Source organism: Bradyrhizobium elkanii WSM2783, from assembly GCF_000472865.1.
Lineage (GTDB): Bacteria > Pseudomonadota > Alphaproteobacteria > Rhizobiales > Xanthobacteraceae > Bradyrhizobium > Bradyrhizobium elkanii_A.
In genome coordinates, this window is sequence record NZ_AXAP01000009.1 from 157,346 (window position 1) to 178,346 (window position 21,001).

A 21,001-nucleotide genomic window follows, 5' to 3' on the forward strand; every position below is an offset into this window, starting at 1 on the left:
GCGATGACAGTCAGTTTCGATCAGCTCAAGGCCGGCGACGGCATCGACGGTCCGAGGTTCGCGGTGTCGCGGGAGTCGATCCGGTTATTCTGCGACGGCTCGCTCGATTACAATCCGCTGCACCTCGACGACGAATATATGAAGGGCAATTTCGGCAAGACCAATTTCGGCGGCATCATCATGCATGGCATGAACAATTTCGGCCTGCTCACGCGCATGCTGACCGATTGGGCAACGCCGCCGAGCGCTATTCATCGTCGCCTCGAGACCCGCTGGCTCAAGCCGGTGCGGCCCGGCGATACGATCCAGCCCACCGGCATCATCAAATCCAAACAGGTCACGACCAAATCCCGCTGGGTACTCATCGATGTCATGGTGAAGAACCAGAATGGCGAGCAGGTCGCCATCGGCGAAGCCATGGTGGAGTTTCCGGTCGCAACCGCGGCAGCCTGATGCCGGCGGCTTGCGCGAATGCGCGCGAGGATAGGACGATGAGAAGGCTGGTCGCGATCGCTTGCTCGCTGCTTTTCCTTGGCCTTGCGCCTACGGCATCGGCGCAGGATCTGCCAAGATCGATCAAGATCGTCGTGCCGTTCCCGGCGGGAGGGACGACCGACATTCTCGCGCGCTATGTGGCGCAATCGCTCGAGATCAGGCACGGCATCACCGTGATCGTCGATAACCGCGCCGGGGCATCGGGCGTGATCGGCTCGCAGTCGGTCGCGGCGGCGCCGCCCGACGGCAGCGTGCTTTTGCTCACCGCGACACATCACGTCATCAACCCGAGCCTGCGGAAGAGTTTGCCTTACGATACCCGCACCGCATTCTCGGCCGTCGCCGTCATCGCGACCGCGCCAAATGCATTGGTGGTCGGTCGGGATTTCGCGGCCAAAAACGTCGGCGAATTGATCGCGATGGCGAAGGCGCAGCCGGGCAAGCTGTCATTTGCTTCCTCCGGCGTAGGCGGCGCCAACCACCTCTCGGGCGAATTGTTCAAGCAGATGGCGGGCGTCGATATCGTGCACGTTCCCTACAAGGGAGCGGCCCCCGCGATGAACGATCTGATCGGCGGCCATGTGCCGATCATGTTCGACACGTTGCCGACGGTGATCCCTGGAGCTGCGGCCGGAACGCTGCGCGTGCTCGCGGTGACGGGCAGGGAGCGCGCGGCGACGCTGCCGGACGTGCCGACGCTCGATGAAGCAGGCCTGAAGGGTTTCGAGGCCACGGCCTGGTTCGGCCTCTACATGCCGCAAGCGGGCGAATCCGCCGTCTACGGCAGGCTGGTGACCGTGATCCGGGATGTGCTTGCCGATCCCGCCATCAAGGAAAAGTTCGCAAGCCAGGGTGTCGAGCCGGGCAAACTGTTCGGCAGCGAATTCGCAAAATTCGTTGATGCCGAAATCACGAAATGGGGGCGCGTGGTTGCGGCCGCCAATCTGCAGCCGGAATAGTCAAACCCGCGGCGAGACCGTGCCACGTCCGCGGCGACCCTGCTCGCACGTCAAGGCCTGCGCCGGCCTCCCGGCCCTGTGTCAGCCGATCCCGCCGCATGCGTCCTCTGCTTTCAAGCTATTGAAAATACACGAAAAATTTATCACGCAGGACGCGGATCGCGCTGGTCGCCTGAAGATAGGCGGATAGCTTCATGCCGAGAGCGCAGTACTCGCCGTTGGAAAATAGTGTATCCGCTGTTCGACAGCGCGGCCGAACCTTACGTTCCCGCGCCACAAGAGCATAAGTTTCTGCGGAGGAAGTTTTCATGTCGGCTCTGCCACTCTCGGGCATCAAGATTCTCGACCTGACGCGTGTGCTCGCGGGTCCCTTGTCGGCGCAGATGCTGGGCGATCTCGGCGCCGAGGTGATCAAGATCGAGCGTCCCGGCACCGGCGACGACGCGCGCGCCTTCGGTCCGCCTTATCTGGAGGACCCCGATGGCAAGGAGAACAACAACAACTCGTTCTATCTCTGCGCCAACCGCAACAAGAAATCGGTCACGGTCAATATCGCCAAACCGGAAGGGCAGGAGATCATCCGTGAGCTCGCCAAAGGCGTCGACGTGATGATGGAGAACTACAAGGTCGGCGATCTCAAGCGCTACGGGCTCGATTACGAATCGATCAAGAAGATCAACCCGCGCATCATCTATTGCTCGGTGACCGGCTTCGGCCAGACCGGCCCCTATGCGCCGCGCGCCGGCTATGACGCGATCTTTCAGGCGATGGGCGGGCTGATGAGCGTCACCGGCCATATGGATGGCGAGCCCGGCGCCGGCCCCATGAAAGTCGGCCCCTCCATCGTCGACTACATGACCGGCATGAACACTTCGATCGGAATCCTGTCCGCGCTCTACCATCGCGATGCCAGGGGCGGGGAGGGGCAGCATGTCGACGTCTGCCTGTTCGACACCGTGATCGCCTCGCTCTCGCACTACGCGCAGATCTATCTCGTCAACGGCAAGACGCCGCCGCGCCGCGGCACCTGGGGCAATGGCGGCATGCCGGCCGGCGTGTTCCGTTGCACCGACGGTGAACTGATGCTGGTGGTCGGCAACGACGCGCAATTCCAACGCACCTGCGCCGTGCTCGGCGAGCCCGAGCTAGCCAAGGACCCGCGCTTTATCAAGAACAACAACCGCGTCGTGCACGGCAAGGAGATCATGGCGATCTTCGCCGGCCTGTTCCTCAAGAAGCCGGTCGCCTACTGGTTGGAAGAGCTGGAGAAGGCCGGCGTGCCGTCCGGCCCCGTCAACGATTTCGCGCAGGTGTTTGCCGACGAGCATGTCCGCTCGCGCGGCATGGAGGTCAAGGTCGACCACCCCTTCGAGCATTCGCTGTCGCTGATCCGCAACGCGCTGACGTTCTCAGGCACGCCGATCAAGGACTACCGCGCACCGCCGCTGCTCGGCGCGAACACCAAGGAAGTGCTGTCGGGCAAGCTCGGCTATGACGAAGCCAGGATCGAGGGCTTGAAGGCGAAGGGGATCGTTTAGGCGTTACGGCAGAGCGTAGCCCGGCTGGAGCGAAGCGCAACCCGGGATCTGTCGGGCATCGCGCAGGCTTTCCCCGGGTTACGCTTCGCTCCACCCGGGCTACGGCCGCTGGGAGCGGTGCGCGCCCGTTGCTGGCCTGGGCAAACGCCATATTGTGCCGCGAAATTGAAAGACAGATTTCGTCGAAGGGTATCTAATAAGCCGCCTTTGTATCTGTAATTGTGAGGGGAGAATGACTGATGCAGCTCGCTCGCTCCGCTTTACCTTTACTTGCGGCGCTTCTTGCAAGTCCAGCCATTGCGCAATCCTTTCCGCCAGGATCTGCGGTTTATAACTGGCACTATACTTGTCCCACCAACAATCCCGACGGCACCTGCCGGTTTTCGATTTTGGCGGCCAACTACGCAGGGAATAACGTCGCCGACGTTCAGGCCGTGCTGGCCTATCAAACGGTCGGAGCGCAGCAGATTCCGTTCTACCATTTCCGGATCACGTTCATGGGCAACAAGAAACCGGATCTGGTGATGATCCAGGCCAACGCCGCGGTTGCGTTTGCAGCGTACGGCATGGCCCAGGCCAGTGGCACGGGTCCGATCGCGTCTGAGACTGCCTCCGTGTTGAATTAGCTGATAGCAGCTAGCGCGCGTCGCGTGCGAGCATGCGCGCCGGCGTCTTGCTCGCGGCATCACCCGTCGTCAGCGCCATCGCTGCGACCGAGACCACGCGCTCGATGATCCCTTCGACGTCGTCGACGTCGCATTTGCCCTCCGACAGCTTCGTCAGCCGCTCGCTGTCGCGCACGGTCTGCTGCGCCATGGCGAGCGCGAAGTGCAGGCCCCAATAGAGTTCGACATCGCTGTGTCCCGGGAGCGATCGGCGCATCGCCGTGATGAATTTGCGCAAATGATCGATCTCGCGGTTCCGGATGCGGCGGATCGGCGGCACTGACTCGATCGAGACCCGTATCATGAAACGTGCCGCGGTCGAGCGCTGGTTCTCCGGGCCCAGACAGCCGCGCAAGGTCGGGCCGACGAGGGCGCGCAGTATCGCGTCGATCGAGGCGCGCCCATCGCCTGCTTCCTCGGCAGCCTGCAACAGCCTGAGCCGTTCGCGGTTGAGCTGGATGCTGCGGGTGACGAACAGTTCCGCGATCAATTCATCCTTCGAGCCGAAGTGATAGTTCACCGCGGCGAGGTTGACGTTCGCCTCCGCGACAATGTCGCGCAGCGTGACGTCGCCGAAGCCGCGGTCGGCATAGAGCCGCTCGGCGGCGGCGAGGATGGCGGTACGGGTCTGGTCGCTGGCCATGGCTTTGCTCTCTCCGTCATTCCGGGGCGCGGCACAGCCGCGAACCCGGAATCTCGCGCCGCGCATCTCCAGATTCCGGGTTCAGCCCTCGCGGGCTGCCCCGGAATGACGGGAGACTTCGAGGGAGTTGCATTTCAAACATTTGTATGAAACTATCGTTTGAAGGCTGGAAAATGTCAATCCGCTGATATGCGCGATGGCGTTCTGGTACACCACAGTCGTTGTCGTCCGCGGTCGGGCCTTGCGGCGCGCGGGCGGCGGGAAGACAGTGCGGCCCAAAGTCTAGGAAACGAGGAGCGTCCCATGGATTTCACGATGTCGGACAAGCAGAGGGAATGGCTGAACCGCGTGCAGTCGTTCATGACCACGCATGTTCGCCCGGCGGTGCCGATCTACAGGAAGCAGGACGAGGAGGGGCCGCGCTGGAAGGTGATCCCGATCCTCGAGGAGCTGAAGAAGAAGGCCAAGGCCGAGGGTCTCTGGAACATGTTCCTGCCGCCGTCCTCGCATGATGACGACGAATTTCACGGCGCGGGATTGACCAATCTCGAATACGCGCTGCTCTCCGAGGAGATGGGCCACATCACCTGGGCGTCCGAGGTCTTCAACTGCTCGGCGCCCGATACCGGCAACATGGAAGTGCTGTTCCGCTATGGCAGCAAGGAGCAGAAGCGGCAGTGGCTGCGGCCGCTGCTCGACGGCGAGATCCGCTCCGCCTTCCTGATGACGGAGCCCGCGGTGGCTTCGTCCGATGCCACCAACATCGAGACCCGCATCGAGCGCGACGGCGATCACTATGTGATCAACGGCCGCAAATGGTGGTCGTCGGGCGTCGGCGATCCCCGCTGCAAGATCGCGATCCTGATGGGCAAGACCGATCCTTCGGCGGCCCGGCACCAGCAGCAGTCGCAGATCCTGGTGCCGCTCGACACCCCCGGCATCAAGGTCGAGAAGATGCTGCCGGTGTTCGGCTTCGATGACGCGCCGCACGGCCACGCCCAGGTGCTGCTCGAAAACGTGCGCGTGCCGGCGTCGAACCTCTTGCTCGGCGAAGGCCGCGGCTTCGAGATCGCGCAGGGCCGCCTCGGCCCGGGCCGCATCCATCATTGCATGCGCACCATCGGCAAGGCCGAGGAGGCGCTGGAGAAGATGGTGAAGCGGCTGATGTCGCGCACCGCCTTCGGCAAGAAGATCATCGAGCACTCGGTGTGGGAGCAGCGCATCGGCGAAGCCCGCACCAATATCGAGATGACGCGCCTCTTGTGCCTCAAGGCCGCCGACATGATGGACAAGGTCGGCAACAAGACCGCGCAGCTCGAGATCGCCATGATCAAGGTTGCGGCGCCGAACATGGCGCTGAAGATCATCGACGAGGCGATCCAGGCCTATGGCGGCGGCGGCGTGTCCGATGATGCGGGGCTGGCGAAGGACTACGCGGGCATCCGCACGCTGCGGCTGGCCGACGGTCCGGACGAGGTGCATAACCGCGCCATTGCCAGACTTGAACTTCGGAAGTATGCAAACACTACACACTGACCGGGAGCGTCGCGATGGCGCTCCCCAAAAAGAGTGAGGGAGCGTCATCGTGGCGGACGGCGTCAGGAAGGACGAAGAATTTTCCGGGACCCGGGAAGTCGAGGAACGGCATCGCATCGACGAGGCGAGCCTTGCCCGCTGGATGCAGGAGCATGTCGACGGCTTTCAGGGACCGCTGAAAGTCCTGCAATTCAAGGGTGGTCAGTCCAATCCGACCTACAAGCTCGAGACGCCCGGTCGCGCCTACGTGATGCGGCGCAAGCCGTTCGGTAAATTGTTGCCGTCCGCGCACGCGGTCGATCGCGAGTTCCGCGTGATCGCCGCGCTCGGCAAGCAGGGCTTTCCGGTCGCCAAGGCCTACGCGCTCTGCACCGACGATTCCGTGATCGGCGCCACCTTCTACATCATGTCCTTTGAAGAGGGCAGGGTGTTCTGGGATCCGACGTTGCCGAGCCAGCAGCCGGAGGATCGGCGCAAGATCTTCACCAGCAAGATCGAGACGCTGGCGAAACTCCACGTCTTCAATCCCGAAGCGATCGGGCTTGGCGATTTCGGCAAGCCCGGCAATTATTTCGCGCGCCAGATCGATCGCTGGACCAAGCAGTACCGCGCGTCCGAGACGCAGCACATCGAAGAATTCGAGAAGGTGGCCGAGTGGCTGCCGAAGACGGTGCCGCAGCAGGAACGGGTCTCGATCGTTCACGGCGATTACCGCCTCGACAACATGATCTTCCATCCGACCGAGCCGCGCGTCTTGGCGGTGCTCGATTGGGAATTGTCGACGCTCGGCGATCCCATGGCCGACTTCACTTATCTGTTGATGCAATGGACCATGTCGGGGCTTGCTGACGCCGATCTCAAGGCGCTGAACATTCCGAGCATGGAAGAGGCCGCGCAGATCTATTGCAACGTCACCAACATGGCGGTGCCTGATCTCAACTGGTACTTCGCCTACAACCTGTTCCGCCTCGCGGGCATCACGCAGGGTATCGCCGGCCGCATCCGCGACGGCACCGCCGCGAACGCGAAGGCCATCGAATCCGCCAAGCGCACGGTGCCGCTGTCCAAGGCATCCTGGGAATACGCGCAAAAGGCGGGCGCGACGTGAGAGAAGATAGTGTGGTGCGATCCCTTCGGACCACGCCACGTTGAATAGAGGCGCTTCGCTTCACCTCTCCCATAGGGAGAGGTCGGCGCGCAGCGCCGGGTGAGGGGTTGCGGTCCTTCGATAAAGCAAGATCCCCTCACCCGAATTGCTGCGCAATTCGACCTCTCCCCACTGGGGAGAGGTAGGGACCTCCGACGCGGCACCGATTCGATTTAGTCCCATCATCCATTAGCCAATTGGCTCTTTCCCTTGGCGCTTTCCCCCAACGTCCGCGGAAGCCTGTTCATGGCGGTGGCCACGGCGGGCTTCACGATCAACGATGCGATCACCAAGGTCGTGTCAGCGGAGATGAACTTCGGCCAAGTGATGCTGGTGCGGGGCATCGTTGCTATTACGCTGATCGCGGCGCTGGCATTCCATCGGGGCGCGCTGCGGTCGTTTCGGACGCTCCTGGTAGGGCCGGTCGCGCTGCGGGTAACAGGCGAAGTCGGGGGAACGGTCTCGTACCTTGCGGCACTCTCGCATCTGCCGCTCGCGAATATCTCCGCGATCCTCCAGGCGCTGCCGCTGCTGGTCACGCTGGGCGCCGCGCTGGCATTCGGCGAGCCCGTCGGCTGGCGGCGCTGGCTTGCGATCATCGCCGGCTTTGTCGGCGTTCTCATCATCGTTCGGCCAGGCGCCGAGGGCTTCAACCAGTTCGCGCTGCTCGCCTTGATCTCGGTGGTCTTCTGCGCGCTGCGCGATCTCGCGACCAGGCAGATACCGGCGCAGATTCCATCGCTGTTCGTCACGCTGCTGACAACAGTCACGGTGACCGCAACCGGCGCCGTCATCCTCGTCCCGCTCGGCGGTTGGACCCCGCCATCCGCCGGTGCGCTCGGCCTCCTGGCGATGGCTGCGGTCCTTGTCCTGATCGGCTACCAGTGCGTCATCGTGGCGCTGCGCACCGGCGATATCTCCGCCGTGGCGCCGTTCCGCTATCTCGCGCTGCTATGGGCCATGCTGCTCGGCTATCTCATCTTCGGCGATGTGCCCGACGCCATGATGATCGCGGGCGCATCGATCATCGTGCTCTCAGGGCTCTACGCCTTCCACCGCGAGCACAAACGCAAACGCCCGGTGGCCGCAGGCGCATCCGGCCCGCCGCCGGATGGATTGTGACAACCGCCGTCATTCCGGGGCGCGCGAAGCGCGAACCCGGAATCCATTTCTCCACCCGCACCCGCGGCTGGATGGATTCCGGGCTCATCGCTTCGCGATGCCCCGGAATGACAGCCCCGTCATTGCGAGCGCAGCGAAGCAATCCAGCCCTCCACTTGGTGCGCTATGGATTGCTTCGCTGCGCTCGCAATGACTTTGGGTGTGACAAATCAACGGGACGGGCAAATCAGCAGAAACATGTCCAGCTCTCGCGCAAAAAACATTCCGCTGTCGCGGTCGGGCAAATCAGTGATCTAACTCCGCGCGTCTCTCGTCGAGGTCGCGTGCTGACCCGGAACGCACCTCCCGCGATGCCTGGTTGATACGGTTACCGAGCATATTGCGGATATCCGTTCTCGCGAGTCGGTCTTCAGCCTTAGCTGATGACCTGAAACTCATGTATCACTAGACTGATTGTTGATTGCGTCCGTAATTGTGCTGCAGCCGCCCGCTCGAAGGAGACCGCCCGTGACTACGCTTGTCGAGCGCCTCGACTTGCCCGCCGCGTTGCTCCGTGCGCGCAGTCGGCGCAACACCGAAACTGACACCGTTCAGTTTGCGCAGGCCGCGCTCGCGGCGGCTAAGCGGGAGGGCCTGCGGCTCGCGGTGCGGGCGCGCTATGTCGCGCTCGCCGTAATCGCCTGCCTGTTGCCGATTATCAACCCGGCGTGGGAGCAGCTATATTATGTGGCGCTGCTGGGCCTGTTCGCGCTGATCGGCTGGGCTCAGGTCAAGGTTGGGCGGGTCGGCGTGTCGAGGCCGGAGCTCGCGTTGCTGTTCTGCGACCTCGCGCTGCTGACGTTCGTCATCGTGGGGCCGAATCCCTTCGGCTCCGGGCACTGGCCGGCGGCGATGCAACTCCATTTCGGCAACTTCATCTATTTTTTCGTGATTCTATCGGGCGCGACGCTGGCCTATTCCTGGCGAACGGTCATCGCGGTCGGAACATGGACCTCCGCCCTCTGGATCATCGGCATTGCCTGGGTGTGGTGGCAGCCTGATCGCGATCCCGCGCTGACCGCCCGCATCGCCGCGGCGATCGGCAGCGATCACAGGCTGTTTCAACTGATCTCGCCCAACTCGATCGTGTTCGGCGAGCGCATCCAGGAGATCGTCGTGTTCATGATCGTCGCGGTGACGCTCGCCGTGGCGGTGCGCCGCAGCAATGATCTCCTGATCCGGCATGCCGCGGTGGAGCGCGAACGCGGCAATCTCGCGCGCTACTTCTCGCCGAACGTAGTCGAGGAATTGTCAGGGCATGACGAGCCACTGAAGCAGGTGCGCACGCAAAACGTCGCGGTGCTGTTCGTCGACATCGTCGGCTTCACGGCCTTTGCCGACGCGCGCGCGCCGGACGAGGTCGTGCGCACCTTGCGCGAATTCCACGCACTGATGGAGCAGGAGGTTTTCCGTCACAGCGGCACGCTGGACAAATATCTCGGCGACGGGCTGATGGCGACCTTCGGCACGCCGTTTGTCGGAAAGGCTGACGCCATTAACGCGCTACGCTGCGCGCAGGCGATGATGGCGGCAGCGGATCGATGGAACAACCAGCGCAAAACGGCCGGCGAGATTCCGATCCGCGTCAGTTTTGGCCTGCATTATGGGCCGGTCGTGCTCGGCGACATCGGAGTGACTTGTCTCGAATTCGCGGTAATCGGTTCGACCGTGAACGCCGCCAGCCGGCTCGAAGCCTTGACCCGCGCGCTCGGCTGCGCGCTGGTAGCGAGTGACGATCTCGTCAGGCAGGCCAGGATCGAACTCGACAGTGCAGAAGCGGTGTTTCGTCCACTGATGGCCCAGGTCCCGCAGACCATCCGCGGGCTCGAGCAGCCGATCGCGGTCTGGACGCAGGCACGCGCGGAGGAGTGATAGATCGCGGTGATCGCAACAGGCTTGGCGCGTGCGGAGCCTCGGTCGCATGAAGCCAGACTGCTATCCCACGAGATCGATGTTGATCAGCCCAGAAAACAGCTGGCTGCTTCCGGCCCAGCGTAACCGGCCGAAATGGATTGAGCGCCCCTGCGTTCAAATGCCCGTGACTTCGCGTCGAGAGAGGCAAGAGGAGACCCAGCTATGCGAGTATGGTGCAGAGCACTACGCAGCAACTTCTATGAGGAGGCTCTCGATGCAACGCTTGCGGGATGCTTTGGAGCAGAATCAGAAAGACGGTGTCGCGATCGGCCATTTCAACGTCGGCGATTGGGTTCTATTGAAGGCGGTGTCGGCAGCCGGGCAGGAACTTAAGGTCCCGGTGGTGGTCGGTGTATCCGAGGGCGAGCGGGAGTTTTTCGGACTCGCGGAAATTGCGGCTCTGGTGCGGAGGTTGCGTGAGGAATGCGACTGCCCAATATTCCTTAACGCAGATCATACGCATTCCCTGGCAAAGGCCGTCGAAGCGGTCAGGGCCGGATTTGACGCTATCGTCTTCGATCTTTCCGCGCTGCCATTCGAGCAGAATGTACGGCAAACAAAAGAAGCGGTCGAAGCTCTCAAAGCAATCAATCCCGACGTCCTTGTCGAGGGAGAGATCGGCGACATTGGAACCGGTTCTGAGATACATGAAGAAGCCCCCGACTTGTCGAGGGGCTTAACCTCTCCTGCAGAAGCGAAACAGTTTGTCGACTCTACAGCGGTCGACATCCTCGCTCCGGCCGTGGGCAACATGCATGGGATGCTAAAGAGCATGGTGCAGGGACAAACACGGAAGCGGCTGGATATCCAGAGAATCGCCGAGATCAAGAGCGCGGCCCGAGTGCCGCTTACCCTGCATGGCGGATCGGGAACCGACGACGAAGACTTGCGGAAGGCAATCGCCGCGGGGATCAATATCATCCACATCAATACTGAATTGCGGGTGGCCTGGAGACGCGGCTTGGAGGAGGGGTTGGCCCAACAGCCCCACGAAGTGGTCCCTTATAAGATCCTGCCGTTCGCAGTGGGATCGGTGAAAAACGTAGCTCGCTCACGCTTGAGCCTATTCAACGGCGATAAGTAGCCGTCGTGTGCTGCGCCGCCCGAACGGTGGACGGGAAACGCATTCAAGTTCTCCGGTTGGCATCGGTGCTTGTCGCTTGCCCAGTGCCCGACGGGCAAATCAAAGTCGCGATCTTGCTTCGCGTCGGTGCAGGGAGATCCGAAGCGATCCCGGGAATCTGGCGCGCGTGGAATCCAATTTGTCGAATGATCTCAAGCTGATTTGGGGTGTCCAGCCATCGCGCGAAAAACATTCCGCTTTCGCCGTCGGGCAAATCAGTGATTTAACTCCGCGCGTCTCACGGCGGATGAGGGGCGGGTCGCGATCGTCACGAACGTTGCGGTGAGATGCGGTGGACGCGATGCGTGCGACTGACGAGCGCACACGTCACGGACGGCGAAGTCGTGTGGTCCTGGCGCCCCGACGCTGGCGCTAAGTCCTGGGGAATGGAAACATCCCTGAGGATGACGGTGGCAAAAGAGCCCGGTCACCGGGGAGAGCACGAAGNAANCCGTAANACCATCGCGCAGGGAAAGCCGGAATGCTTCGGTTGAACCTGTGGTCCTACCCCCGTGCTTTTTGTTGCACGGGACCCACGGGTGCAACCAGCACCCGGCTTTCCCTGCGCCCTCTAGTCGATGAGAGGGTGGAAAGTGACGCAAAGCTCGGGCAATGCATGCCGCGAGAACGCGGACTCACATCCGTTACTTGAATCGGACGTAGGATGGGTAGAGCGAAGCGAAACCCATCATTCGCGCGGCTTGCTCCATCGCGATGGTTTCGCTTCGCTCTACCCATCCTACGGGTCCGCTGTTTGAAATTTGAATCAGAACCCATCCCCATGCGCGCATGACGACTGTGGAGAGAGTGTGCGACACAACGCTTTTCCCGTGCCGATTGATGCGCCCTCTCCCCTTGTGGGAGAGGGCTACTCCGGCGCCCGCAACGAACTCACTTGGGTGAGGGGTCTCTCTCCACGCGCACCGTCGCCCGCGGAGACAACCCCTCATCCGTCGTGCATTTCATGCGCGACACCTTCTCCCACAAGGGGAGAAGGGAAGAACGCGCGTCACCCACGCAACCTAAATCGGCTTGCCCGTGTACGGCATCGACGCCGTGAGGCCGCCATCGACCGGGATCGCCTGGCCGTTGACGTACGACGCTTCATCGCTCGCAAGGAACAATCCCATCGCGGCGAGTTCGTGCGGCTGGCCGGCACGCTTCAGCGGATTGAGCTGGCCGATCTTGTCGGAGGTGCCGCGCTCCTTGGCGCGGTCGAACACCGGCTTGGTCATGCCGGTCTCGATCAGCCCGGGGCAGACCGCGTTGATGCGCACACCGGTGCCGGACAACGAATAGGCGGTAGTCTGCACCAGGCTGATGACGCCGGCCTTGCTGGCGCCGTAGGGATGGCCGCTGGCGCCGGCCTTCAATCCGGCCACCGACGCGGTGCAGATGATCGAACCATATCCCTGCCTGGTCATATGCGGGATCGAATGCTTGATCGCGAGGAACGGTCCGATCAGGTTGATGCGCAGCACCTCCTGCCAGTGCTCGACCGTCTGGTCGGCGAGGGGCACCAGGCCGCCGCTGATGCCGGCATTGGCCCATATCGCGTCGAGCTTGCCGTACTTCGAGAGCGCCTTGTCGATGAAGCCCTTCACGTCGGCTTCGGAGCCTGCATCCGCCGTCACGGGTTCGACAGTGCCGCCGGCATCGCGGACCAGCTTTGCGGTGTCATTCACGGCTTCGGTGCGGTCGACCGCGATCAGCTTCGCGCCTTCCTTCGTGAACAACAGAGAGGCAGCGCGCCCGATGCCGCTTCCGGCGCCGGTGATGATGACGGATTTGCCTTCGAGGCGGCCCATGTGTTTCTCCCTGATAGCTTTGCGTATCGGCGCTTGCCGCTTCGCGGAATTCAAACAAGATTTCAAACGCCCGAGTCACTTCAGACAAGTCACTTGAGGCGTGATGTGCTCTGACGTAGGACACATGCACACTATTCAAGGGGTCTTGTGATGTCCAATGCTGACAAGTCAAAGGTAGTCACGACGCGGTGGTGGTGGGTTCGGCATGCACCGGTGCGCAGCGATGGCGGCAATATCTACGGCCAGAAGGACATTGAATGCGACACCAGCGATCGCGAAGTGTTCGATGCGGTCGCGAAGATCCTGCCGCGCACCGCAGTCTGGTACGCAAGCAACCTGATGCGCACGCATCAGACTGCGGAGGCGATCTGGGCTGCGGGTTTTCCGAAACCCGTTAGCATGACGAAGGAAGCCGCCTTCGCCGAACAGCACCTCGGCCGCTGGCAGGGCATGAACCGCGCCGCGTTCCTCGCCAGCCGCCCGGTCGGCAGCCATTGGTTCGCCGACATCAACGAACCCGCGCCCGACGGCGAGAGTTTCATGGATCTCTACACCCGTGTCTGCCGTGCGATCGTGCGGATCAATGTCGCGGAAGCCGGCAAGGACGTGATCGCGGTCGGTCATGGTGGCACGATCAAGGCCGCCGTCGGTCTGGCGCTCGGCGGCCAGCCGGAGAGGGGGCTTGCCTTCGACATCGACAATTGTTCGGTGACGCGGCTCGATCATATCGCAAGCGCCGACACCAGCCTCTGGCGGTTGCCGATGGTGAACCAGCAGCCATGGATCGCGGACGCAAAGCATGCCGCGATGCATCAGCCGGCCGGCCCGGAAGTCGTGCCGGAGAACAAGCTCGCCTGACGCGCTGATATCGGTGACGGTGAACGCTGCTTAGCTCGAGATCAATATCAAGACTTCACATCTGGGAGAGAAACATGAGCTTGTTCGACATGAAGGGAAAAGTCGCCGTCATCACCGGCTCGACGCGCGGCATCGGCCGCGCCATTGCCGAGCGCATGGCCGAGCATGGCGCGAAGGTGGTGATCTCCTCGCGCAAGGCCGATGTCTGCGAGGAGGTGGCGAAAGAGATCAACGGCAAGTTCGGCAAGGGTACCGCAGTCGCGGTCGCGGCGAACATCTCGAGCAAGGAGAACCTTCAGAACCTCGTCGACGAAAGCAACCGCGCCTTCGGCAAGATCGATGTGCTGGTCTGCAACGCGGCGTCGAATCCCTATTACGGTCCGCTGGCCGGTATCTCCGACGATCAGTTCCGCAAGATCCTCGAGAACAACATCGTCGCCAACAACTGGCTGATCTCGATGGTGGTGCCGCAGATGATCGAGCGCAAGGACGGCTCGATCATCATCGTCTCCTCGATCGGCGGCCTGAAGGGCTCGACCATCCTCGGCGCCTACGCGATCTCGAAGGCGGCCGACATGCAGCTCGCGCGCAACCTCGCCTGCGAATACGGCAAGCACAATATCCGCGTGAACTGCATTGCGCCCGGCCTGATCAAGACCGACTTCGCCAAGGCGCTGTGGGATAATCCGGAGAACCTGAAGGCCTCGACCGCGCGCTCGCCGCTGCAGCGCATCGGTATCCCCGACGAGATCGCCGGCTGCGCGGTGCTGATGGGATCGAAGGCCGGCGACTTCATGACCGGCCAGACGGTGGTGATCGACGGCGGCGCGACGATCAGTTGAGGTGCATGACATACACGCCACCGTCATCGCCCGCGCAGGCGGGCGATCCAGTAACCACCGGCCTCTCCATTCTCGAGGGCGCCGGCGTTTACTGGATGCCCCGCCGGAGCCTGTCATCGGGCTCGCCGAAGGCGAGACCCGGTGGCGGGGCATGACCGTGGGTGGTGCGTCAATCCAGCGCCGCGTACACGCCGTTCCTGACCAGCGTGCGGGTATAGTCGCGCTGGCCCGGGCCCTGCGACATGAACACCGCGAACAGGTCTTCGACCGGATCGATCCAGAAGAAGGTGCCGGCGACGCCGCTCCAGAAGAACTGCCCGACCGAGCCCGGAAACGGCGCAATGCCCTGATGGGTGCGCACCGCAAAGCCGAGGCCAAAGCCGTGGCCAGGCGGGACCAGCGTGCCCTGGATCTTCACGTGCGGGCCGAGGTGATCCGACGCCATCAGCTGCAACGTCTTGCGGCCGATGATCCTGTTGCCGTCGAGCGAGCCGCCGCTCAGCAGCATCTGCGAGAAGCGGGCATAGTCCATCGTGGTCGACACCAGCCCGCCGCCGCCGGATTCCATCGCCGGCTTCTCAAGCATGTTGAACAGCTGCACCTTCTCGCCGCTCCAGGGATCGCTCTGGAACGCCTCGGCAAGCCGGGTTGCATTCTCCTCGCCGGTGTAGAAGCCGGTCTCCGTCATCTGCAGCGGCGCCAGGATGCGTTCGGTCAGGAAGGAGCCCAGCGTCTTGCCGCTGACGACTTCGATGATGCGGCCGAGGATGTCGGTGGAGCGGCTGTAGTTGAACTCGGCGCCGGGCTGGCAGATCAGCGGCATGCTGGCGAGCAAGGTCGCGTGCTCGGCGTTGGTGATCTTGCGGCTGCGCAGCCGCGACTGCTGGTAGAGCTGCTGCACCAGGCCGTTGCCGGTGTGGTCGTAAGTGAGACCGGAGGTGTGGCGGAGCAGGTCCTGGATCGTCATCTGGCGGCTCGCCGGCACCAGCTCGAGCTTGCCGCCACTCTCGACGCCGACCTTGGTCTCGGCGAATTCCGGGATGAATTTCGCGACGGGATCGCTGAGCAGGAAGTGGCCGTCCTCCAGCAGCATCATGATGCCGACCGAGACGATCGGCTTGGTCATCGAGAAGATGCGGAAGAGGGTGTCATGCGCCATCGGCGCCCCCTCGGGCGCCTGCCGGCCGATGGTGTCGAACCAGCCGATCTGGCCGCGGCGGGCCACCAGCACGGTGGCGCCGGGGATGGTTCCCTTGTCGACCTCGCGCTTGAAGGTGTCGGACATCCGCTGCAGCCGGACACTGGAGAGGCCGAGCTGCTCGGGCCTGGCGGAGGGCAGGGGTGGCGTCTGCGGGGCGGATGTCGGCCTGGTGGCGGTTTGCGCGGTCATGGTCTCTCCCGTTGCTTCTTGTTGTCGCGGCGACGGGGCGAAGTCTGGCCGAGAAGTGCAATCTTGAACAGGGCGTTTACCGCTTCGCCCTTGCATTCGGGCCATGCCCTGTGCTTCAAACGGCGCGAACCGGCGGCGACGCTTCGGTTCCTTAGGAGTGTAGCTCAATTGGTAGAGCACCGGTCTCCAAAACCGGGGGTCGCAGGTTCGAGCCCTGCCACTCCTGCCATGAAATCAATAACTTAGATAAACCCCATCTCGGCCCGGGCGGGCTTTGCTACCGCTTTGCTACCGAATCGTTTCCAGCACCGAGAAATCCAGCCGCTAATCCGGTGAGGGTGCTGGAGAGCTTTTCGTCGGCCTGCTTCAGGCGCTTTCGCTTCGTGTAGCTCCGCAACAGGGTGGCCGGATCGTCGCCGATCCGCTGGGCGACAGTGTGCACGGGAATGCCGGCGTCAAGGAGGGCGGTGCTGTGGATGCCCCTCAGATCATGGAACCGGGTCTTGGCGAAACCCAGCTTTCCGGCCCGCTCCGCAAACTCCCTTGAGAAGTTGCGCGGGTCCCGTGGCGCCGTGAATGACACGCCGCGGCCGGGACCGAATAGGGCCGGAAACATCAGGGCCGTACCGGGCAGGCGCACAAGTGATAGGTCAACGTCGGCGGCATCTTTGGGAATGCCCGCCACGATCCGGAGGTGCCGCTCCTTCTGTTTCAGCAGGATGGCAATCGTGGCGTCGTCCAAATCGACGGTGCGCAGTCCTCGTTTTGTCTTGGGCGGCTTAATTCTAATCCCGAACTTTTTCGTCTGCTCTAAAGCCCGCTCGATCCGCAGTGTCTTTTTCGCAACATCGAGATCAGACCACCGTAAGGCCAGCAGTTCGTTCCTCCGCGCCCCTGTGGCGGCCGCCACCACGACCACAGGATATTGGGTTGTCGATTCGAAGCCCGCGACTAGTGCCGCCAGTTCGGCCTCGGTCAGGCCTTCGCCGATGTCGTCCGAATCGGGCTCCGCCATCTCCTCGTCCGTCTCGTAGATATGCCCCTCTGGGTTCGGGATTTGCTCGACGCGAGTCATGGGGTTGACGAGAAGAAGGCCCTTGCGATGGGCGGTCGCTAGGCATGCACCAAGGACGACATGAACATGATGTTGCGTGCGCGGGGATATGGCCTTGGCCTCCGCCATATCAACGTATCGCTTGTCGATTTCGGTCGCTTGCAGCTTCTGCAACAGCCGATTGCCGAGCGCAGGCTTAACATGCGTGCGTAGCAGTTGCCCGTACCTCTCCAGCGACCGTTGACTGGGCTTCTTCTGTCGACGCCCGGGCGCTCCAGCTTCAATCCACTGATCGATCCATTGGCCTACTGTCAGCTTTGATGGCTCCACGTACGTCCCGCCGCTTAGGTCCGAGATCAGCCGGGCGCACTCGATCTGTGCCTGTCGCTTCGTGCCACGAAATGAGTGCCATTTTCGCTTCCGCTTGCCCGTGGCGGGGCCGGGCTGGTCAAGGATGATTGCCCAATGACCAGGCGAGCGCTCGCGAATTGAGCCTTTCATTTCTCCAGCCTCCTTACTGGCTTTGATCGTCGCCTGACGTATGCGGTCATTTTCTGCATCCTTAGTACGGTGTATGAGCGGAAAGCGGGCTGCCCTCGGCGATATCGACCATATCCTGCGAGATAGCCTCGATACCCCATCCCGGTATGGTTGCTGTAATCTGCAAGGCCATTCCCGTGTGACGCTCGGTGTCGGCGCCGAACTTTGAGGCGACAACTTGGGCGTCGGAACGCTTAAACATTATCTGAGCCGTTCCGCTCATTCGCTTGACGTCAATTCGAAGGACGGATTCAGCTTGAGTCCGATTGCTTAATAGGTTCTCGAATGCCTTTTGAAACCGGGCTTCGCTGGTGATTGGACACTTGCCTGCAACGCTTTTGAGCCCCGCAAGCTCTCGAGTTCTGGTTGGAATTTCCGACAGGGTGTCCGATGCCAAGACAGAAAGTAATAGCTTAGAGACGTTCCCGGGTGTCGCACGAATACCGCTTCCGGGTCCCTTTCCTGCGACAGCGTTCGAAAGAGCACCGGCGCGAACCAGCACCCTTTGACGCTCGTAGAGGGCGTCAGGCGTTAAACCGATGATGACCGACAGGAATCCGCAGTAGCTTTTGAGACTTATCATGACGAAACAACATTAGGATCGAATAACGGTGGTGTCCACCACTAATCGCTTGTTAAGCTCAGCAAGTCATGGTCTATGGTGTAGAACTACACCATTCGGAGCGAACCATGACGGATGAAGAAATCAGCGAGAATAAGCGCCTTGTCTACACGGTGCCGGAAGCAGGCGAGATGCTGGGACTTACTCGCAACGCCAGTTATGAGGCGGCCAAGCGTGGGGATCTTCCGGTCATCCGCATCGGCAAATTGATCAGAGTGCCTAAGCTGGCGTTCCGGCAGATGCTAGAGCGGGCAGGGGCGAAATGAGCCTGCGGGAGGTGGCCGACTGCTACCAGCACCTCGTTGTGATGCTGAACTCGAATTGGCGCGTCATCCGATGCCCTGACGGGTCGCAGTGGATCCTTCAGCGTCGCGGCTCCCCAGAGAGCACGCGTGCAAACGATTGGCGGGGCCGGTCCTACTGCCGGACCCGTGACGCCCTAATCCGCTGTGCGCGCGAATATTCTGGGACCATCGACCCTGACGCTTTCGCGGCGTTGGTCGCTTTGCCCACAAGAATTGAAGCCACTGTTGACGTGGACATGCCGTCGGAGGCGCCCATCGGGTCTCCATGAGCCGTGGACCGCGGGTCCGCAAACGAGCAACGCCTCCCGCGGCAAACGGAAGGCGTTGGAACTTGGGCGTCGAAATCTTTGGAAGGATTCGATCATGCCATTTGTGTGCAAACAAAGCAAGCGCACTGTGAGCTGCCCTCTTCAATTGAGGGCCAGCGATGGCCGGAATTGCACGTGCAGCGGCTGAAACCTACGCCCGCTTCAACATTCCATCCATTCCATTAGGTCGCAACAAGAAGCCGTCGGTCGGTGGCTTTAAGGTTGCCGATCTGACTGTGCCGCGATCAATGGCTTGGTTTCATAACAGACCAAATGCCGATGCCCTCGGCGTTCCGGATGGACGCCTCAGCGGCATTGTGCGGATAGATGTTGACGAGCACGGGGAACAAGTTGAGCGCGCGGTGATCCAGCGCGCCGGTGACACCCCGGCCAAGGCTCGCACGGCCTCTGGAAAGCTCCACCTGCTGTATCGCTACAATGGCGAGCGCAGACTTACCGGCGACGCCGGGCATGTCGACGCGCGTCCCTGGCCCGACTTCAAGGTCGATCTGTGTGGCGGGGGCGGCTACAGCGTCTCGCCGCCAAGCCTATGCGCCGGCGGGGAATACAAGTTCATTGGCGACATTACGCTCGATCAACTGCTCGCCAATCGGGGCCAGTTGCCCATCATCCAGAATCTGCCCGGCCGGGCGTACAAGGCCGAGGGCATCTCCGAGCCTTTGGTTCTGCCGGACGATATTGGCGGTCAACCTGACGAAGTGGTCGACTTCACGAAGGTGCAAGACGGTAGCCGCGACGCCTCCATCTGGAGGGCCATCGCTCGCGCCTGCAAGCGCGTGTTTCTCGAAGGCGGCGCCAAAGACGATGTGATGGCCGAAGCGGTCCACATCAACGCTCAGTTCCCCGAACCGCAGCTCGAGAGCTGGGTTAGGGCCAAAGTCGAGCACTGGTGGAGGCTGACGCTTGAGGACAAGAACGAATTCGGAGCCGGGTATCAAAGGAGAGATTGGATGCAGACGTTCGTTGGCGACCCGCCGATGCTCGCATTGCTTTGCTGGTTGAAGGAGCAGAACAGGCCGCACTCGACCGGGTTCATGGTTGCAGACGGACTGGTAGGGACGCACCTCACGGATTGGTGGTCAGTCCTCAAACTCCGCCATTACCGGCGACGCCTACTCGAAGAGGGCTGGATCGTGATGATTAGGAGACCGACGAAAGGCGTAGCCGGGCTCTACCGCTGGGGGCCGACCGCATTCCGCGAGCTGTTCCCCCACGATTCTTGGCCTTCGATTTTCGATACCCTATCCTCCAAGTAACACCCCGCGCCGGCCGGGGCGCCCCCCTGAGATAGTAGTTATAGGAGAGAGCAGATGGTGAGAGTGAAAGCAGGTATTACGATTTGTCCGCACCAAGAGCACATAATCGCATGTGAAATCCGAAATGCTGAAGAGACTGGCCGGGCCCTCGGTGTGACCTGCGCTGAGGCCAAAGACGTAGTGTTTATCATGCCGGCAGACCTCACCGATGAACAACGCACCGAGTGGTTGAAAGGCCGACCAGCCATATGACACTCGCGATATTCCCGAGCCGCTGCCAGCCATTCAATCGCTTCATCGTTTGCCCCGGGCTCGCTCTTCCGCCTTCCACTTTTCCAGTGCTCGCTGGACGAGCCCCTTCTTCTTGCCGGGGCCCCTCCAACCTTGAACCTGGTCGGTTTGGCGGCTTTCGGCTTGTTTCCGCGAAATCCCTTTGCGCGCTTAAACACCGCTCCCCCTTTCTTCCCCACCCCTGTCCTGAGGATCGCCCCCAGAGCTACATCCCAGCCACATGCCAAGGAGGATTAGTTAGCACTACTTTGGCAGATTGTGTTTTCGCCGCTGTTTTTCACGGATTTGCTTTCGGCAATATGGGCACTGCTGAGACGGCGGCCGAAGGATGAGATCGACGATGGCGTGACGTACGGCTGGCATGGTTGGCTGAGGCGGAGGCCCGTTGATTCTTTTTTTTCCGCCCCGCGTATGCGAGGCGACGATGTTGCAGGAAGGCGTAGGCAATCATTGTCATCAAGGCGTGGCGATGAAGACCTTGCCATGATCGCCCTTCGAAGTGATCAAGTCCAAGTTCCTCCTTCA

General features: G+C 61.9%; 18 protein-coding genes, 1 tRNA gene and 1 pseudogene. 14 read left to right on the forward strand and 6 right to left on the reverse strand.

The features are described from left to right. The first annotated feature begins 3 nt into the window (after positions 1 to 3). The 4 genes from YY7_RS0111380 to YY7_RS60235 all read left to right on the forward strand — a co-directional run bounded on the left by YY7_RS0111380 (position 4) and on the right by YY7_RS60235 (position 3,618). Positions 4 to 453: a MaoC family dehydratase gene (locus YY7_RS0111380; RefSeq protein WP_028163337.1), complete on the forward strand. Its 450-nt coding sequence runs from the start codon at positions 4 to 6 to the stop codon at positions 451 to 453. 38 nt (positions 454 to 491) lie between these two features. Continuing rightward, positions 492 to 1,454, forward strand: a complete 963-nt coding sequence (locus YY7_RS0111385; protein WP_028163338.1) for a Bug family tripartite tricarboxylate transporter substrate binding protein — start codon at positions 492 to 494, stop codon at positions 1,452 to 1,454. Positions 1,455 to 1,762: 308 nt separating this feature from the next. Then, complete coding sequence (locus tag YY7_RS0111390) at positions 1,763 to 2,992, forward strand: CaiB/BaiF CoA transferase family protein (protein ID WP_028163339.1); 1,230 nt, start codon at positions 1,763 to 1,765, stop codon at positions 2,990 to 2,992. A 239-nt stretch (positions 2,993 to 3,231) separates the two neighbouring features. Then, a complete protein-coding gene (locus tag YY7_RS60235; RefSeq protein WP_155255130.1) occupies positions 3,232 to 3,618 on the forward strand; it encodes a hypothetical protein in 387 nt (128 codons plus the stop codon). A 10-nt stretch (positions 3,619 to 3,628) separates the two neighbouring features. Here the strand turns inward: YY7_RS60235 and YY7_RS0111400 are convergent, their stop codons facing one another. Next, positions 3,629 to 4,300, reverse strand: coding sequence for a TetR/AcrR family transcriptional regulator (locus tag YY7_RS0111400; protein WP_028163341.1), 672 nt, complete (start codon positions 4,298 to 4,300; stop codon positions 3,629 to 3,631). A gap of 303 nt (positions 4,301 to 4,603) precedes the next feature. Between YY7_RS0111400 and YY7_RS0111405 the strand changes: the two genes are divergently transcribed. From YY7_RS0111405 to YY7_RS0111425, 5 genes are all read left to right on the forward strand, one after another. Continuing rightward, positions 4,604 to 5,836, forward strand: coding sequence for an acyl-CoA dehydrogenase family protein (locus YY7_RS0111405; RefSeq protein WP_028163342.1), 1,233 nt, complete (start codon positions 4,604 to 4,606; stop codon positions 5,834 to 5,836). A gap of 49 nt (positions 5,837 to 5,885) precedes the next feature. Continuing rightward, a complete protein-coding gene (locus tag YY7_RS0111410) occupies positions 5,886 to 6,944 on the forward strand; it encodes a phosphotransferase family protein (protein WP_028163343.1) in 1,059 nt (352 codons plus the stop codon). Between the two features lie 249 nt (positions 6,945 to 7,193). Continuing rightward, on the forward strand, positions 7,194 to 8,105 hold the full coding sequence (locus tag YY7_RS0111415) for a DMT family transporter (protein ID WP_028163344.1): 912 nt from the start codon (positions 7,194 to 7,196) through the stop codon (positions 8,103 to 8,105). A 507-nt stretch (positions 8,106 to 8,612) separates the two neighbouring features. Beyond that, on the forward strand, positions 8,613 to 10,016 hold the full coding sequence (locus YY7_RS0111420) for an adenylate/guanylate cyclase domain-containing protein (protein ID WP_051396663.1): 1,404 nt from the start codon (positions 8,613 to 8,615) through the stop codon (positions 10,014 to 10,016). Positions 10,017 to 10,272: 256 nt separating this feature from the next. Further along, positions 10,273 to 11,142, forward strand: coding sequence for a class II fructose-bisphosphate aldolase (locus YY7_RS0111425; RefSeq protein ID WP_028163346.1), 870 nt, complete (start codon positions 10,273 to 10,275; stop codon positions 11,140 to 11,142). A gap of 1,061 nt (positions 11,143 to 12,203) precedes the next feature. Here the strand turns inward: YY7_RS0111425 and YY7_RS0111430 are convergent. Then, positions 12,204 to 12,989 carry an SDR family NAD(P)-dependent oxidoreductase gene (locus tag YY7_RS0111430; RefSeq protein ID WP_028163347.1) on the reverse strand — a complete coding sequence of 262 codons (786 nt, stop codon included), beginning with the start codon at positions 12,987 to 12,989 and terminating at the stop codon, positions 12,204 to 12,206. Between the two features lie 150 nt (positions 12,990 to 13,139). Between YY7_RS0111430 and YY7_RS0111435 the strand changes: the two genes are divergently transcribed. After that, entirely contained in the window at positions 13,140 to 13,847 is a 708-nt protein-coding gene (locus tag YY7_RS0111435; RefSeq protein WP_028163348.1) for a histidine phosphatase family protein, read from the forward strand. A 74-nt stretch (positions 13,848 to 13,921) separates the two neighbouring features. Then, positions 13,922 to 14,689 (forward strand): SDR family NAD(P)-dependent oxidoreductase, encoded by a 768-nt coding sequence (locus YY7_RS0111440; RefSeq protein WP_028163349.1) that lies wholly within the window; start codon positions 13,922 to 13,924, stop codon positions 14,687 to 14,689. Positions 14,690 to 14,858: 169 nt separating this feature from the next. On the opposite strand, the gene YY7_RS0111445 is transcribed toward YY7_RS0111440, so the two are convergent. Further along, on the reverse strand, positions 14,859 to 16,079 hold the full coding sequence (locus YY7_RS0111445) for a serine hydrolase domain-containing protein (protein WP_028163350.1): 1,221 nt from the start codon (positions 16,077 to 16,079) through the stop codon (positions 14,859 to 14,861). Between the two features lie 153 nt (positions 16,080 to 16,232). On the opposite strand from YY7_RS0111445, the gene YY7_RS0111450 reads away from it, so the two are divergent. Beyond that, positions 16,233 to 16,308, forward strand: a tRNA-Trp gene (locus YY7_RS0111450). A 48-nt stretch (positions 16,309 to 16,356) separates the two neighbouring features. Here YY7_RS0111450 and YY7_RS0111455 read toward each other — a convergent pair. Next, complete coding sequence (locus YY7_RS0111455) at positions 16,357 to 17,634, reverse strand: tyrosine-type recombinase/integrase (RefSeq protein ID WP_028163351.1); 1,278 nt, start codon at positions 17,632 to 17,634, stop codon at positions 16,357 to 16,359. Between the two features lie 61 nt (positions 17,635 to 17,695). Continuing rightward, positions 17,696 to 18,256 carry a hypothetical protein gene (locus tag YY7_RS0111460; protein ID WP_028163352.1) on the reverse strand — a complete coding sequence of 187 codons (561 nt, stop codon included), beginning with the start codon at positions 18,254 to 18,256 and terminating at the stop codon, positions 17,696 to 17,698. 107 nt (positions 18,257 to 18,363) lie between these two features. Here YY7_RS0111460 and YY7_RS0111465 point away from each other — a divergent pair, with 107 nt between their 5' ends. Beyond that, positions 18,364 to 18,561: a helix-turn-helix domain-containing protein gene (locus tag YY7_RS0111465; protein WP_028163353.1), complete on the forward strand. Its 198-nt coding sequence runs from the start codon at positions 18,364 to 18,366 to the stop codon at positions 18,559 to 18,561. Between the two features lie 466 nt (positions 18,562 to 19,027). Continuing rightward, complete coding sequence (locus YY7_RS0111475; protein ID WP_028163355.1) at positions 19,028 to 20,185, forward strand: bifunctional DNA primase/polymerase; 1,158 nt, start codon at positions 19,028 to 19,030, stop codon at positions 20,183 to 20,185. Between the two features lie 568 nt (positions 20,186 to 20,753). Here the strand turns inward: YY7_RS0111475 and YY7_RS57985 are convergent. After that, positions 20,754 to 21,001 (reverse strand): annotated as a pseudogene (locus tag YY7_RS57985) (IS701 family transposase); the annotation flags it as partial.

What these genes read in the sequence shown, in the direction of transcription:
- YY7_RS0111380 (WP_028163337.1), top strand. Translation starts at nt 4, where the DNA reads ATGACAGTCAGTTTCGATCAGCTCAAGGCCGGCGACGGCATCGACGGT.
- YY7_RS0111385 (WP_028163338.1), top strand. Translation starts at nt 492, where the DNA reads ATGAGAAGGCTGGTCGCGATCGCTTGCTCGCTGCTTTTCCTTGGCCTT.
- YY7_RS0111390 (WP_028163339.1), top strand. Translation starts at nt 1,763, where the DNA reads ATGTCGGCTCTGCCACTCTCGGGCATCAAGATTCTCGACCTGACGCGT.
- YY7_RS60235 (WP_155255130.1), top strand. Translation starts at nt 3,232, where the DNA reads ATGCAGCTCGCTCGCTCCGCTTTACCTTTACTTGCGGCGCTTCTTGCA.
- YY7_RS0111400 (WP_028163341.1), bottom strand. Translation starts at nt 4,300, where the DNA reads ATGGCCAGCGACCAGACCCGTACCGCCATCCTCGCCGCCGCCGAGCGG.
- YY7_RS0111405 (WP_028163342.1), top strand. Translation starts at nt 4,604, where the DNA reads ATGGATTTCACGATGTCGGACAAGCAGAGGGAATGGCTGAACCGCGTG.
- YY7_RS0111425 (WP_028163346.1), top strand. Translation starts at nt 10,273, where the DNA reads ATGCAACGCTTGCGGGATGCTTTGGAGCAGAATCAGAAAGACGGTGTC.
- YY7_RS0111430 (WP_028163347.1), bottom strand. Translation starts at nt 12,989, where the DNA reads ATGGGCCGCCTCGAAGGCAAATCCGTCATCATCACCGGCGCCGGAAGC.
- YY7_RS0111435 (WP_028163348.1), top strand. Translation starts at nt 13,140, where the DNA reads ATGTCCAATGCTGACAAGTCAAAGGTAGTCACGACGCGGTGGTGGTGG.
- YY7_RS0111440 (WP_028163349.1), top strand. Translation starts at nt 13,922, where the DNA reads ATGAGCTTGTTCGACATGAAGGGAAAAGTCGCCGTCATCACCGGCTCG.
- YY7_RS0111445 (WP_028163350.1), bottom strand. Translation starts at nt 16,079, where the DNA reads ATGACCGCGCAAACCGCCACCAGGCCGACATCCGCCCCGCAGACGCCA.
- YY7_RS0111455 (WP_028163351.1), bottom strand. Translation starts at nt 17,634, where the DNA reads ATGAAAGGCTCAATTCGCGAGCGCTCGCCTGGTCATTGGGCAATCATC.
- YY7_RS0111460 (WP_028163352.1), bottom strand. Translation starts at nt 18,256, where the DNA reads ATGATAAGTCTCAAAAGCTACTGCGGATTCCTGTCGGTCATCATCGGT.
- YY7_RS0111465 (WP_028163353.1), top strand. Translation starts at nt 18,364, where the DNA reads ATGACGGATGAAGAAATCAGCGAGAATAAGCGCCTTGTCTACACGGTG.
- YY7_RS0111475 (WP_028163355.1), top strand. Translation starts at nt 19,028, where the DNA reads ATGGCCGGAATTGCACGTGCAGCGGCTGAAACCTACGCCCGCTTCAAC.